This is a genomic window from Thermoanaerobacter siderophilus SR4 (assembly GCF_000262445.1).
Taxonomy (GTDB): domain Bacteria; phylum Bacillota; class Thermoanaerobacteria; order Thermoanaerobacterales; family Thermoanaerobacteraceae; genus Thermoanaerobacter; species Thermoanaerobacter ethanolicus.
The window spans coordinates 2,152,300-2,165,963 of the sequence record NZ_CM001486.1 but is presented as its reverse complement, the minus strand read 5'-3'; the positions used below and the strand labels follow the sequence as shown (position 1 = coordinate 2,165,963).

14 protein-coding genes and 3 pseudogenes are annotated in these 13,664 nt (G+C 35.4%); 2 read left to right on the top strand and 15 right to left on the bottom strand.

Annotated features, from left to right (window positions below; translation table 11 throughout):
* Window position 1: 1 nt before the first annotated feature.
* The 13 genes and pseudogenes from rnc to pta all read right to left on the bottom strand — a co-directional run bounded on the left by rnc (window position 2) and on the right by pta (window position 10,599).
* Window positions 2-742 (bottom strand): ribonuclease III, encoded by a 741-nt coding sequence (rnc, locus tag THESIDRAFT1_RS10605; RefSeq protein WP_003869194.1) that lies wholly within the window; start codon window positions 740-742, stop codon window positions 2-4.
* On the bottom strand, window positions 714-1,943 hold the full coding sequence (fabF, locus tag THESIDRAFT1_RS10600; RefSeq protein WP_006570382.1) for a beta-ketoacyl-ACP synthase II: 1,230 nt from the start codon (window positions 1,941-1,943) through the stop codon (window positions 714-716). Before fabF ends, rnc begins: the two co-directional genes overlap by 29 nt.
* 66 nt (window positions 1,944-2,009) lie before the next feature.
* Window positions 2,010-2,237 carry an acyl carrier protein gene (acpP, locus tag THESIDRAFT1_RS10595; RefSeq protein WP_003866668.1) on the bottom strand — a complete coding sequence of 76 codons (228 nt, stop codon included), beginning with the start codon at window positions 2,235-2,237 and terminating at the stop codon, window positions 2,010-2,012.
* A gap of 42 nt (window positions 2,238-2,279) precedes the next feature.
* Window positions 2,280-3,023, bottom strand: a complete 744-nt coding sequence (gene fabG / locus THESIDRAFT1_RS10590) for a 3-oxoacyl-[acyl-carrier-protein] reductase (protein ID WP_003869196.1) — start codon at window positions 3,021-3,023, stop codon at window positions 2,280-2,282.
* A gap of 2 nt (window positions 3,024-3,025) precedes the next feature.
* Window positions 3,026-3,955, bottom strand: a complete 930-nt coding sequence (gene fabD, locus THESIDRAFT1_RS10585) for an ACP S-malonyltransferase (protein WP_006570381.1) — start codon at window positions 3,953-3,955, stop codon at window positions 3,026-3,028.
* 4 nt (window positions 3,956-3,959) lie between these two features.
* Window positions 3,960-4,901 (bottom strand): enoyl-[acyl-carrier-protein] reductase FabK, encoded by a 942-nt coding sequence (gene fabK / locus THESIDRAFT1_RS10580; RefSeq protein WP_039929369.1) that lies wholly within the window; start codon window positions 4,899-4,901, stop codon window positions 3,960-3,962.
* Window positions 4,902-4,913: 12 nt separating this feature from the next.
* Window positions 4,914-5,909, bottom strand: coding sequence for a beta-ketoacyl-ACP synthase III (locus THESIDRAFT1_RS10575; protein WP_006570379.1), 996 nt, complete (start codon window positions 5,907-5,909; stop codon window positions 4,914-4,916).
* Window positions 5,902-6,901 (bottom strand): annotated as a pseudogene (gene plsX / locus THESIDRAFT1_RS10570) (phosphate acyltransferase PlsX). Before plsX ends, THESIDRAFT1_RS10575 begins: the two are co-directional and overlap by 8 nt.
* Window positions 6,885-7,487 carry a transcription factor FapR gene (fapR, locus tag THESIDRAFT1_RS10565; protein WP_003869201.1) on the bottom strand — a complete coding sequence of 201 codons (603 nt, stop codon included), beginning with the start codon at window positions 7,485-7,487 and terminating at the stop codon, window positions 6,885-6,887. Before fapR ends, plsX begins: the two are co-directional and overlap by 17 nt.
* 131 nt (window positions 7,488-7,618) lie before the next feature.
* The gene (gene rpmF, locus THESIDRAFT1_RS10560) at window positions 7,619-7,801 is read right to left on the bottom strand and encodes a 50S ribosomal protein L32 (protein WP_003868236.1); all 183 of its coding nucleotides are present in this window, start codon (window positions 7,799-7,801) and stop codon (window positions 7,619-7,621) included.
* 17 nt (window positions 7,802-7,818) lie between these two features.
* Window positions 7,819-8,304, bottom strand: coding sequence for a YceD family protein (locus THESIDRAFT1_RS10555; RefSeq protein WP_006570377.1), 486 nt, complete (start codon window positions 8,302-8,304; stop codon window positions 7,819-7,821).
* A 71-nt stretch (window positions 8,305-8,375) separates the two neighbouring features.
* Window positions 8,376-9,581 carry an acetate kinase gene (locus tag THESIDRAFT1_RS10550; RefSeq protein ID WP_003869203.1) on the bottom strand — a complete coding sequence of 402 codons (1,206 nt, stop codon included), beginning with the start codon at window positions 9,579-9,581 and terminating at the stop codon, window positions 8,376-8,378.
* A 19-nt stretch (window positions 9,582-9,600) separates the two neighbouring features.
* The gene (gene pta / locus THESIDRAFT1_RS10545; protein WP_003869204.1) at window positions 9,601-10,599 is read right to left on the bottom strand and encodes a phosphate acetyltransferase; all 999 of its coding nucleotides are present in this window, start codon (window positions 10,597-10,599) and stop codon (window positions 9,601-9,603) included.
* 132 nt (window positions 10,600-10,731) lie between these two features.
* Between pta and THESIDRAFT1_RS10540 the strand changes: the two are divergent.
* Window positions 10,732-11,936: pseudogene (locus tag THESIDRAFT1_RS10540) on the top strand (nucleotidyltransferase).
* Here the strand turns inward: THESIDRAFT1_RS10540 and THESIDRAFT1_RS14280 are convergent.
* The gene (locus THESIDRAFT1_RS14280) at window positions 11,911-12,162 is read right to left on the bottom strand and encodes a hypothetical protein (protein ID WP_244262822.1); all 252 of its coding nucleotides are present in this window, start codon (window positions 12,160-12,162) and stop codon (window positions 11,911-11,913) included. The pseudogene THESIDRAFT1_RS10540 and the gene THESIDRAFT1_RS14280 overlap by 26 nt on opposite strands.
* On the opposite strand from THESIDRAFT1_RS14280, the pseudogene ylbJ reads away from it, so the two are divergent.
* Window positions 12,056-13,194: pseudogene (ylbJ, locus tag THESIDRAFT1_RS10535) on the top strand (sporulation integral membrane protein YlbJ). The gene THESIDRAFT1_RS14280 and the pseudogene ylbJ overlap by 107 nt on opposite strands.
* On the opposite strand, the gene THESIDRAFT1_RS10530 reads toward ylbJ, so the two are convergent.
* Window positions 13,195-13,659, bottom strand: coding sequence for an ATPase (locus tag THESIDRAFT1_RS10530; protein ID WP_003868230.1), 465 nt, complete (start codon window positions 13,657-13,659; stop codon window positions 13,195-13,197).
* Between the last annotated feature and the right edge of the window lie 5 nt (window positions 13,660-13,664).

Here is a 13,664-nt window from a genome sequence, read left to right as displayed (position 1 = left end):
TTCATTTTAATATCCCCAATTTAATCAATGCTTCCATAGCCGCAGCTTGCTCAGCTTCTTTTTTACTTTTACCATAACCCTTTCCTAATATTACATCACCAATCCGCACTTGAGTTACAAAAGTTTTATTATGGTCAGGACCCATTTCCTCTATTAGCTCATAGATAATTTTCCCTATTTCCATGCTTTGAACAACTTCTTGCAGTTTTGTTTTATAGTCGCGATAAATAAGCCCTTCCAAAACTTCTTCAATGATATTTTTGAACAATTCTAAAATTACATTGCGAACGACTTCTAATCCTCCATCCAGATATACAGCAGCCAGTATCGCTTCCATAGCATCTGCAAGAATAGAATCTCTTTCTCTTCCTCCAGTCAGTTCTTCTCCTTTGCCAATGCGCAAAAAGTTGCCTAATTCTATTTCTCTTGCACATCTGGCAAGAGAGGGCTCACAAACTATTTCAGCTCTATATTTAGAAAGAGAACCTTCTTCTAAATCTTTTCTATTCTTGTACAAATACTCGCTTATTACAAGGCTTAGGACAGAATCTCCTAAAAACTCCAATCTTTCATTGCTAATCTTGCTATTTTTACCTTCGTGAGCCCATGAACTGTGAGTTAAAGCCTCTATAAGCAAATTTTTATCTTTAAAACTATAGTTTATTCTCTTTTCTAATTCAGACAAATTTTCTCTTTTCACTTCCATACCTCTTTTAAAATTTTTTAAAAAGTAATGTCCCATTATGTCCTCCAAAGCCTAAGGAATTAGAAATCGCATAATTTACTTCTTTTTCTATAGCCTCGTTAGGCACATAATTCAAATCGCACTCTGGATCAGGAGTTTCGTAATTAATAGTAGGAGGTATAATGCCATTTTTTATAGTCAAAACAGTAGCAACAGCTTCAACAGCCCCTGCTGCTCCTAACAAATGGCCTAGCATAGACTTGATAGAGCTTACATAGAGTTTATACGCATGGTCTTTAAAGACTTTCTTTATAGCCATTGTTTCAAATTTGTCGTTATATTCAGTGGAAGTTCCATGAGCATTGATATAATCTATCATGTCAAAACTTACTTTTCCGTCCTTTAAAGCTGCTTCCATTGCACGAGCAGCTCCTTCTCCTTCTGGCGCAGGAGCAGTTATGTGGTAAGCATCATCTGTAGCACCATAACCTATTATCTCTGCATAAATTTTAGCTCCTCTTTTTTGCGCATGTTCTAAAGATTCTAAAATTAAGCTTGCAGACCCTTCTCCCATTACAAAACCATCTCTATTCAAATCAAAAGGACGGGAGGCTTTTTTAGGGTCCTCATTTGTGGACATAGCTTTCATTGCACAAAAGCCTGCAAAAGACATGGGAGTTATAGCTGCTTCAGTACCACCTGTGACTATAAGGTCTGCATCTCCCCTTTGAATAGCTTTAAAAGCTTCTCCTATAGCATTAGTACTGGAAGCACAGGCATTTACTATAGTCTCGTTTATCCCTTTTAGCCCAAAAGTTATTGCAATTTGACCTGCTGCCATATTTGCTATCATCATAGGTATGAAGAAGGGACTTACTTTTCCGGGACCTTTTTCATACATAATTTTTATCTGATTTTCAAAAGTTTCAATTCCTCCTATGCCTGTACCGTAAATAACACCAAACCTGTTTAAATCAACTTTAGAAAGGTCAATTTGTGAATCCTCTAACGCCAACTTCGCGCTGGCAACAGCAAACTGGATGAACCTATCCATTCTTCTTGCTTCTTTTTTATCTATGTATAAAGTGGGTTCAAAATCTTTTACTTCTGCTGCTACCTTAGTAGGAAACTCCGACACGTCAAATTTGGTAACAGTGTCTATTCCAGACTCACCATTTATTAAAGAATTCCAAAATTTTTCTACAGTATTACCTAAAGGTGTAATGACTCCTACTCCTGTTACAACTACTCTGTTCATGAGTTAAAACCTCCAAAATAGAGTAAAATTTTATATTGCATAAAGTCCCGCAACGCGGGACCTCAATTATTCAAGATTGCTTAAGTATTCTACTACATCACCTACTGTTTTAATCTTTTCAGCATCTTCATCAGGAATTTCAATATCAAACTCTTCTTCCAGAGCCATTATGAGCTCTACTATGTCCAAAGAGTCTGCTCCTAAATCATCTATAAAAGATGACTCCATCGTTATTTCCTCTGGATCAATGCCGAGTTGTTCGGCTATTATGTCCCTTACTTTTTCAAAAATCATACCTTCTTCACCTCCTCTCAAAAATTATACATTATGATAATATTACATAACCATTCCTCCGTCAACATTTATTACTTGCCCGGTAATGTAATCTGAAGCGGGACTCGCCAAAAAAGCAACTAATTCAGCTACATCCTCCGGTTTTCCAGCTCTTTTCAAAGGAATACTCTTTAACATATTTTCTTTTATTTCATCTTTTAACACACTTGTCATATCCGTTTCAATGAAGCCGGGAGCTACAGCATTTACTGTTATTCCCCGATTTGCTAACTCTTTTGCAACAGATTTAGTAAGTCCTATCACTCCTGCTTTAGAAGCAGCATAGTTAGCTTGACCTGCATTTCCCATTATTCCCACAACTGATGTAATATTTATTATTTTCCCTTTTCTCTTTTTTATCATATACTTTGATGCAAATTTTATTACATTAAATGTACCTTTTAAATTTACATCTATTACTTGGTCCCACTCGCTTTCATCCATCTTCAAAATTAAATTGTCCTTTGTAATTCCCGCATTATTTACTACAACATCTATACTACCAAATTCTTCTACAATTTTATCTATCGCTTTTTCAACCTCATCGTATTTAGAGACGTCACATTTGACAGCCATTGCCTCTACTCCATACTCTTTTGCTTCTTTTACAACCTCTTCAGCACTTTTATCACTTTTCGAATAGTTGACGACAATATTAAATCCATCCTTTGCCAAGCGTAAAGCAATAGCACGTCCTATTCCTCTTGACCCACCTGTTATAAAAGCAGTTTTTCTTTCAGTTTCCATACTTATACCCCCAAAGCCGAGAGAGTCTTTAAAAGAGACTCCTCATCTTCAAAGTTATAGGCAGATTTAGTTCTGTCAATCTTTTTAACAAAACCTGTAAGAGTCCTTCCTGGACCTATTTCAACAAAAGTATCTACTCCATCTTTAATCATTCTTTTTACAGATTGTTCCCATAGCACAGGATGACTCACCTGTTTTATGAGCAGGTCCTTCACTTGGTCTTTAGACGCATAATCAGCTGTTACATTTGATACTACTGGAATTTTTAAATCTTTTATTTCTATTTTTTCTAAGTCCCTCTCTAGGAGTTCTCCTGCTTTTTTTAACATGCTGCAGTGGAAAGGTGCGCTGACTGCTAATACTACTGCTCTTTTTGCACCTTTTTCTTTGGCTAGCTCGACAGCTTTTTCCACAGCTTTTACTTCTCCAGATATAACTAATTGTCCAGGACAGTTGTAATTAGCAGGTTCTACTATTCCAACTTGTGATACAGTACGGCAAATCTCTTCTACTACTTCATTTTCAAGTCCCAGTATTGCTGCCATAGTACCCACTCCTTGGGGTACTACTTCCTGCATATACTTTCCTCTGTTTTTCACTAAACGAACCGCATCTTCAAAATCTAAAGCTTCAGCCAATACTAAAGAGGAATACTCTCCTAAGCTCAATCCTGCAGTAACCTCAGCCTTTATTCCTCTCTTTTGCAAAACCTTTGTTAAAGCAACAGAAACCGTTAAAATGGCCGGCTGGGTATTTTCTGTTTTCACAAGTTCTTCTTCTGGTCCCTCAAAACAAAGTTCAGATATGCTAAACCCTAAAGCTTCATCTGCTCTTTCAAAAATTTCTCTTGCCTCTTGGTATTTTTGGTATATTTCTTTGCCCATTCCAGCATATTGGGCACCTTGCCCGGGGTAAATAAAAGCTACTTTCATTTTTTCACCTCATTTTATTCAAATTGTCAATTACTTCCTCCACTTGTTTCATTATGTCCTCTATTATCTCTTTTACAGGTTTAATATCATTTATAAGTCCTGCAATTTGACCTGCCATCACAGAACCATATTCTACATCACCGTCTACTACCGCTGCTCTTAATTTTCCTTCCCCTAATTTTTCTAATTGTTCCTTAGGAGCACCCATTTGCTCTAACTTTTCAAATTCTCTTGTCAGTTTGTTTTTTAATGACCTGACTGGATGACCTGTGCTTCTTCCTGTAACAACGGCATCTCTGTCTTTTGCCTTTAAAATATATTCTTTGTAACGAGGATGAGCAGTACATTCAGTAGAGCATACAAACCGAGTTCCCATTTGAATACCTGAAGCTCCTAAGCAAAATGCAGCTGCAAAACCACGTCCATCAGCAATTCCTCCTGCAGCGATGACTGGAATTTTAACAGCATCTACTACTTGAGGTACTAATGCCAAAGTCGTTAGTTCTCCAATATGACCTCCCGATTCTGTTCCTTCAGCAATAACAGCATCCACACCAATGTCCTCCATTCTTTTTGCTAATGCTACTGAAGGCACAACAGGAATAACTTTAATACCCCGTTCTTTAAGTCTTTGTATGTACTTACCTGGATTCCCTGCTCCAGTGGTTATGACATCTACTTTTTCTTCTAAAATAACCTCCATAACTTCATCAACAAAAGGAGACAAAAGCATTACATTGACGCCAAAAGGTTTATCAGTAAGTTCTCTTGCCTTCCGTATCTGTTCCCTTACAAAACTAGCTGGTGCATTACCTGCTCCTATTATTCCTAAACCTCCTGCATTTGACACGGCAGCAGCTAGTTCTGCAGTTGCGACCCATGCCATTCCACCCTGAAATATTGGATATTTTATATTGAGCATTTCTACTATTTTAGTTTTAAACATATTTTTCACCCCTTACTTGCTCCATCTTATAACACTTGATGCCCAAGTCAAACCTGCACCAAAAGCGACAGTTAGTATGACATCGCCTTTTTTTATCAGTCCTTTTCTATAGGCTTCATCTAAGGCTATAGCAACAGAGGCAGCAGAGGTATTACCGTATTTATCAAGATTTATATAAACTTTATCATTGCTAAGTTTTAACCTCTTCCTCGCCGCTTCAATTATTCTTGTGTTTGCTTGGTGAGGTATAAGCATATCTATGTCTTCTGGTTTTAAACCACATCTGTTTAAAGCCTCAATAGTAGCACTATCCATTACTTTTACTGCAAACTTAAATACTTCTTGCCCTTCCATAAAAATAGTATGTAAATTCTTTTTTACAGTCTCTTCGCTGGCCGGCATTCTAGAACCACCTGCTGGCATGTACAAGTGTTTCCCGCCAGTGCCATCAGCTCCTAAATAAGAACTCAATATTCCATATCCGCTTTCAACTCTTCCCACAACTACTGCCCCTGCTCCATCTCCAAAGAGAACACAAGTGTTTCTATCCTTCCAGTTTATTATTTTAGACAAAGTTTCTGCTCCAATAACCAATATTTTGTTATACATACCAGTCTCTACAAATTGCTGAGCGATAGCAACTCCATATATAAAGCCTGAACATCCGACGGAGATATCAAAAGCAGCAGCGTTGGCTGCACCTAAATTAGCTTGAACTATGCAAGCAGTAGATGGGAAATTCATATCAGGTGTAACAGTTGCGACAATGATCATGTCAATTTCTGAAGGGTCAACTTTAGCATCTTCCAAAGCCTTCTTTGCGGCTTCAGTAGCCAAGTCAGAAGTAGCTTGTGAAGGATCTGCAATGCGCCTTTCTTTAATTCCAGTCCTTGTAGTAATCCATTCATCAGAAGTATCCACCATTTTTTCTAAATCAAAATTAGTAAGAACTTTTTCGGGAACATAACTTCCTGTACCTAAAATTCCTGCAGCAATCTTTTCACACACTTAACTCATCTCCCATTGACTCAATTTCTTCTTTTATATGATTTAAAACATCATTATCTACAAAATTTTTAGTTTGTTTTATCGCATTAAAAATAGCTTTTGCTTTTGAGTTGCCATGGGCTTTTATGACTGGCTTTTTAATTCCTAAAAGAGGGGCTCCTCCGTATTCAGTGTAATCCATTTTTTTAGTTATTCTCTTTAGTCCCCTCATTATTAAAAGAGCACCCAGTTTAGTAAAAATATTTCGTGCCAACTCTTCCTTTAAAAGTTGAGAAATCACAGAAGCAATTCCTTCCATAGACTTTAGTATCGCATTTCCCACAAATCCATCGCAGACTACAACTTCACAAACGCCGTAAGGGATATCTCTTCCTTCCACATTCCCAATAAAATTTAGTTTTGATTTTTTAAGTTTTTCAAAAGCCTTTTTTACTACTTCATTTCCTTTTTCCTCTTCTGCTCCTATATTAAAAAGCCCTACTCTTGGTCTCTCTATCTCAAACATTTTTTTGAGCATAGACATGTCCCATGACAGCAAATTGCACCAAATTTTGAGCATCACAATTAGTATTAGAACCTGCATCTAATAACACGGTAGCCCCATTTAAAGTAGGAAGTATTGGAGCCAAAGCTGGTCTGTCAATTCCCTTAATGCGCCCTAAAGTAAGCAATGCTCCTGCCATGAGAGCTCCTGTATTGCCAGCTGACAAAAAAGCATCCACTTCTTCCTTTTTAAGAAGTTCTAAACCTACTATCATTGAAGAATCTTTTTTCTTTCTAACAGCCGTAACAGGTGCTTCATCATTTTCAATAACTTCTGAAGCATAAACAAGCTTAAGCCTTTTCTCCTTTCCTTGGAGGCCGCGTAAAACTTCTTCTTTCCCAATAAGGACAATTTCTATATCTTGAAAATGCTTTAGTGCCTCTAAGCTGCCTTTAATTATCTCCTCTGGAGCATGGTCACCACCCATAGCATCAATTGCTAACCTCAACGGTGTCACTCCTTTTTTTTAGAAAATCCTCATCAATGGCCACTAAAATGAACTTTCCTCTGAATACTTCCTTATCCTTAACTTTTATCTTAACCCAAACAAAATATTTGTTTCCTCTTTGACGTATCACTTCGGCTTTCGCGACAAGTCTATCTCCTACTTTAACAGGAAACTTGTACTTTATGTTTGCAACTCCAATTAAAGCAGCAGAGGCATCAATAACAGACATAGCTAAAGACTCAGCCTGAGAATAAATGTATTGCCCTTTCACAATTTTTGTCTTGACAAAAACCATATCCTCTGTAGGCTCAAAAATCGAAATACCCCTTTTACCTAATTCTAAGTCTATTAATTCTCCAACTACTTCAGTGCCTGTAATAGTTCTCACTTTTTGATAATTTTCTTCTGCAACACTTTTTATACGCTCTCTAACTTCAGGGATTCCCAATTCCATCCTGTCAAGTCTTATAGTTTGTACACTTACTCCAAACATTTCTGCTAACTCGTCATCAGTGTAAAAGGGGTTAGTATTTATTTTTTCTTTTAAAAGTCTTTGCCTTTCTACTTTACTCATTCGCACAGCCATATTACCAGCTCCAGATATTAGTTGTTTTTATGACCTACCCAAAATTATAAATTATTTTTTTGTAAAATCAACTAAAAAAAGTAGTAATAGGTCTTTTCCTATTACTACTTTTTTTTAGTCTTATTTTAGTCTTACTCTTCTACTTTTATTACCTCTCTATCTTTGTAATAGCCGCAGTTTGGACATACTCTATGAGGTAGTTTAGGCTCATGACATCTTGGACACAAAACGTAAGCCGGTGCAGCTATTTTATAACTATTATTCCTTCTAGTATCTCTTCTCGCCTTTGATGTCCTCCTCTTTGGAACTGGCATCTTAACACCTCCTACATCTATTGCAGTAGTTTAGAAAGGACGGTAAGCCGCGGATCAATATCTTCCCGCTTGCAGCTACAGGTTTGGTGGTTTAAATTAGTACCGCAAACAGGACACAAGCCTTTGCAATCTTCTTTGCACAAAAATTTCATTGGCAACGACAATATCACAAAATGCACTACAAAAGTAGTTAAATCAAAATTTTCATAAAAGCTATCATCTACTTCTTCGTCTACTGACTCCTCTACATATTCCCGTAATTTAAGGTCTAAATTATAAATAAACCCATCCAAACATCTGTCGCAGACGGCATTTATACTACCTGTAATATCAAGTTCTGCCAAAAGCCCTTCTTTTTGCGCGGTAATAGTACCTTTTACATGTAGAGGAGTTACAATTTTGTATTCTTCCCCTTTAAATTCAATGCTCTCTATGTCCTCTACATAGTCTATATTTATGCTGCGGCCAAGCTGTCCTTTGATTTTTAATAGATCGATTTTCATTTTTCTTCACACACCTTAAAATAATTGACATCACCTATTATACTAACCCCACAACCCGTTGTCAAGATTATCTACTTTAAACCCCTTACCAATTTTTCAGTATCTTTAGCTATCATATATTCTTCATTTGTAGGAATAACCATAACTTTAACTTTTGAATCTTCTGTAGATATAATTTCCTCTTTTCCTCTCACATTATTTTTCTCTTTGTCCAGTTTAAAGCCTAAAAACTCTAGATCCTCTAAAATAAACTCTCTCATTTCTGGTCCATTCTCTCCAACTCCAGCAGTAAATACAATTACATCAACACCACCCATAGCAGCTACATAAGAACCTATTGTCTTTTTCACCCTATAAGCGAAAACTTTTAATGCCAACATAGCCCTTTTATGCCCTTCTTTAAAAGCTGCATTTTCTATATCTCTAAAGTCATTACTTATTCCTGAAATTCCGTATACACCTGATTTCTTATTGAGTATATCTATAACCTGTTCTGCAGTCAATCCTTCTTTTTCCATTAAGAAAGTTATAATTGAAGGATCAACATTTCCGGACCTTGTACCCATAGCCAGCCCTTCTAATGGTGTAAATCCCATACTTGTATCTATCGACTTACCGCCTTTAACCGCAGCAATACTAGAACCATTTCCTAAATGGCAAGTAATGATTCTCAACTCTTCAATAGGCCTATTTAATATTTCAGCAGCTCTTAAAGATACATATCTATGAGAAGTCCCATGGAATCCATATCTTCTTATTCTGTATTTTTCGTAGTATTCATAAGGAATGGGATAAATATACGCATAATCTGGCATTGTTTGATGAAAAGCCGTATCAAAAACTGCTGCCATCGGCACTCCTGGCATTATCTGCTGACAAGCTTTTATCCCCTCAATATTAGCAGGATTGTGCAAAGGCGCAAGGTCAATACATGCTTCTAATTTTTTGATTACCTCATCGTCAATCAATACGGAATCAGTAAAAAACTCTCCCCCGTGCACAACTCTATGTCCTACTGCATCTATTTCTTTCATATCTTTTAATATTCCGATTTCTTTATCTACTAAAGCCTCTAAAACAATTTGTATAGCTTCTTTATGATTTTTCATATCTTTTTGTATTTTTATTTTATCTTTGCCCTCTACTTGATGAGTTAAAAGAGAATCATTGATACCTATTCTTTCCGCCAATCCTTTCGCTAGCACTTTCCCATTATCCATATCTAACAATTGATACTTTAATGACGAACTTCCACAGTTCATGACTAAAATCTTCATACTCGCTGCCTCCTCAAAGTTATTTTTGCACCCCTTGAGCTTGTACACAAGTTATTGCTATAACATTAACAATATCTTCTACACTACAACCTCTTGACAAGTCATTGATAGGTTTTGCAAGACCTTGAGAAATTGGTCCGATAGCATTAGCTTTAGCAAGTCTTTGCACTAGCTTATATCCAATGTTTCCCGCTTGCAAATCTGGGAAAATAAGCACATTTGCATTTCCTGCTACAGGACTTCCTGGAGCCTTTAACTCTCCTACTTCTTTGACAATCGCTGCATCTAATTGAAGCTCACCATCAATTAGCAAATCAGGCGCCAATTCTTTTGCGATTTTAGTCGCATTTTTCACCTTATCTACTAATTCATGGTTTGCACTTCCTTTGGTAGAAAATGATAGCATAGCGATTCTAGGCTCAATTCCAGCAAGGACTTTTGCAGTATGAGCAGAAGCAATAGCAATTGCTGCTAATTCCTCTTCATTAGGATTAGGATTTATTGCACAATCAGCAAAAATAAATACTCCATCGCTTCCATAAGTACAATTAGGTACTTCCATTATAAAGGCGCTGGATACTACTTTGACACCTGCAGCAGTTTTTACAATTTGAAAAGCCGGTCTGAAAACATCAGCAGTAGCGTGAATCGCCCCAGATACCATACCATCAACATCGTCTAATTTGACCATCATGCACCCATAGTACATAGGGTCTTTCATAATTTGATATGCCTGTTCTTCTGTAACTCCTTTGTTTTTTCTCAAATTATAATATTCTTCAGCATATTTTTGTAAAAGAGGCGACTTTTCAGGGTCTATAATTTCTGCTTTCGAGATATCCAATCCTTTTGCTTTTTCTTTTATCTCTTCTTCCTTCCCTAATAAAACCACATCAGCGATACCTTCTTTAATAACTCTTTCGGCAGCTTTTAAAGTCCGCGCTTCACTTCCCTCAGGAAGCACAATCCTTTTTTTATTAGCTTTAGCCTTTTGTATGATACTATCCATTACTGCCATTTAAAATCTCCCTTCCTTTTTTAATTTTATCACTATAATATTGTATACACGATCTCCCTTTTACATTTTATCATATTTTATGTAAAATAATAAGTATATCTTAAAAATTTTTTTGAAAGGGTAAGAAGTTATATGGGAATTTTAGGAATTATTGTCGAATATAATCCTTTTCACAATGGCCACCTTTATCATCTGCAAATTTCAAAAAAATTAACTAATTGCGATTATACTATAGCAGTAATGAGTGGAAATTTTGTACAAAGAGGAGAGCCAGCTATTGTAGACAAATGGAAACGAACTCAAATGGCATTAAAAGCCGGTATAGATTTGGTAATCGAGTTACCAGTAGTATACGCTACCTCTACAGCTGAAAATTTCGCTTATGGAGCGGTGAAACTATTAGATTCTTTAAAAATAGTAGATTGTATTTCCTTTGGGAGTGAAAAAGGCGATTTAAGCGAACTCACAAAAATTGCTGAAATACTTTTAGAAGAGTCAATTTATTATAGAAAAGCATTAAAAGAATATTTAAAAAGCGGCATAACCTTTGCAAAAGCACGGGAATTAGCATTACAAAAAGTTATAAATAATAATGAAATAGAAAAGATTTTACAAACATCCAATAACATATTGGCAATAGAATACCTTAAATCTTTAAAGAAAATAGGTAGTTCTATTACACCTTTTACTATAAAGCGAAAAGGCTCTTTGTATACTTCGTTAGAACTAAAAGGAGAATTTGCCAGTGCCTCTTCTATAAGAAAGCATATTTTTGAAAAGGGACTAGAAGGCTTAGAAAAATATATACCGGACTTTACAAAAGAAATTTTGCAAAGTTCTTTTGAAAAAAACAAGGTCCCATATCTTTAGAGGAATTTTCTAATATTTTAATTTATCTGTTGAGAAATCACATTCCCCTCAATCACATATTTGATGTCTCTGAAGGCTTAGAAAATAAAATTTACAAAGCTTCTTATAAAACTAATAATGTTGAAGAACTTATAAAACTTGTAAAATCAAAGCGATACACAGAAAGCAGAATAAGGCATATACTTATTCATCTATTACTTAATATAGATAAACAAATTTTTAAAGAATTTGATGGCCCTAATTATATAAGGGTTTTGGGTTTTAATGAAAAGGGCAAAGAAATGCTAAGAGAAATAAAGAAAAAATCTCCCCTCCCTATAATTACAAAAGTATCACAATATAAAATCAAACTATCTAATACTAAAATGTTTGAAAAAGATTTATTTGCTACTGATGTCTATACTTTAGCTTATAAAAACTCCTCTATCGCCGGTTTAGACTTTATACATCCTTTAATAAAACTTTAAATTCCCCAACATTCATTTTTAAAGGACTTTCTAAATAATATAGTAATGATACCAAAACAAGGTGGGGATAAATCTTGAAAAACACCTTTTTAAATATTTTTATTTCTTTTTTAATTTTAATGGTACTATCTTTAATACTTTTCCCTAAAGAAGCATTAGAAGCCGCCAAAGGCGGTATAAACCTTTGGCTTTTTACTATTACTCCTTCTCTACTTCCTTTTTTCATAGGTTCAGAGCTTCTTTTACAATTAGGAGTAGTACATTTTTTTAGGCACTTTTTTTAGAGCCTATAATGAGGCCCTTATTTAACGTGCCGGGAAGTGGCTCTTTTGCGATGGCAATCGGATACACTTCCGGTTATCCCGTGGGGGCTCAAGTGATATCAAGACTTTGGGAAGAAAATTTATGCACAACAGAAGAAGCAGAAAAGCTCATGTCCTTTTGCAATAATTCAGGCCCCCTTTTTATGTTAGGAGCCGTCGCAATTGGCATGTTCGGTAGTCCAAAAGCCGGATACATAATCATGGCTTCTAATTACTTAGCAGCTATAACCACTGGACTTCTCTTTCGTCTCTACAAGAAAAATTCTTATAAAAAGTCACCTTCAACAAAAAACCTTTTAAATGCTGCCATCAAAAAAATGTATTATACAAGAGAGCAGAACAAAAAAAGCTTAAGTACTATCCTGTCAGAAGCGGTTTCCAAATCAACAAATACTATTATCATGATAGGAGGTTATGTTATACTTTTTTCAGTGGTAATAGAATTTTTAAAACTGTATAAAATTTTGGATTTTCTTTCTTACTTCATATCTCCTATATTCATATTATTAGGTTTTGACAAAAGTCTAATACCTGCTTTCTTAAGTGGCCTCTTAGAAATAACAGTAGGTTCAAACTTAATAAGCCAAGTTTCTGCATCTTTAGAACAAAAAGTAGTATTAGTAAGCGCTATAATAGCATGGGGCGGAATATCGATACATGGACAAGTGTTAGGAGTAATAGCAAAAACAAAAATAAAATATCTTCCTTATTTCATTGCAAAAACAATCCAATTTTTTCTTGCCGCTTTATACTCCTATTGGTTACTCTCTGTAATAAGAATTCAAGAAGAAAATGCAATTTCCCACGTTTTCAACCCATATACTTACAAAAATTCCTGGGACATATTTCAATTTTCTTCAATAATTTTTATAATTGTCACTTTGACTATCCTACTTTTTGCAATAGCTATAAAACAATATCTACAACAACATTAACTATTTGTTGCCTTTTAATTCTTCTCTATTTCTTTTAATAGTTTCTAATATTTCAGACACCTGTGACTCAATTTTAGCGAGCAATTCATCAGCATATTCTCTACTTCCTAACCTTATTTCCTTTGCATTAGCTTGGGCAGTAGAGATTATTTCTGCTGCCGTCTTTTCCGCCTTTTTAACTATCTCACTTTCACTCACCATTTCCTTAATCTTTTGTTCGGCTTCTTTTATTATCATTTCTGCTTCCTGTTGTGCCTCTAAAAGAATTCTTTGCCTTTCTTGTTTGATCCATTCCGCCCTTTTAAATTCATCTGGCAATTTTATTCGGATTTGTCTTATTAAGTCCAAAACTTCTTCTTTGTTTATCAAAACTTTGTTAGAAAGAGGAATAGAAGAACTGTTTTCTATAATGTCTTCTAATTCTTCTAGAAGATTAAGAACTTCTAAACCATCAAAATTTGACAAAAATA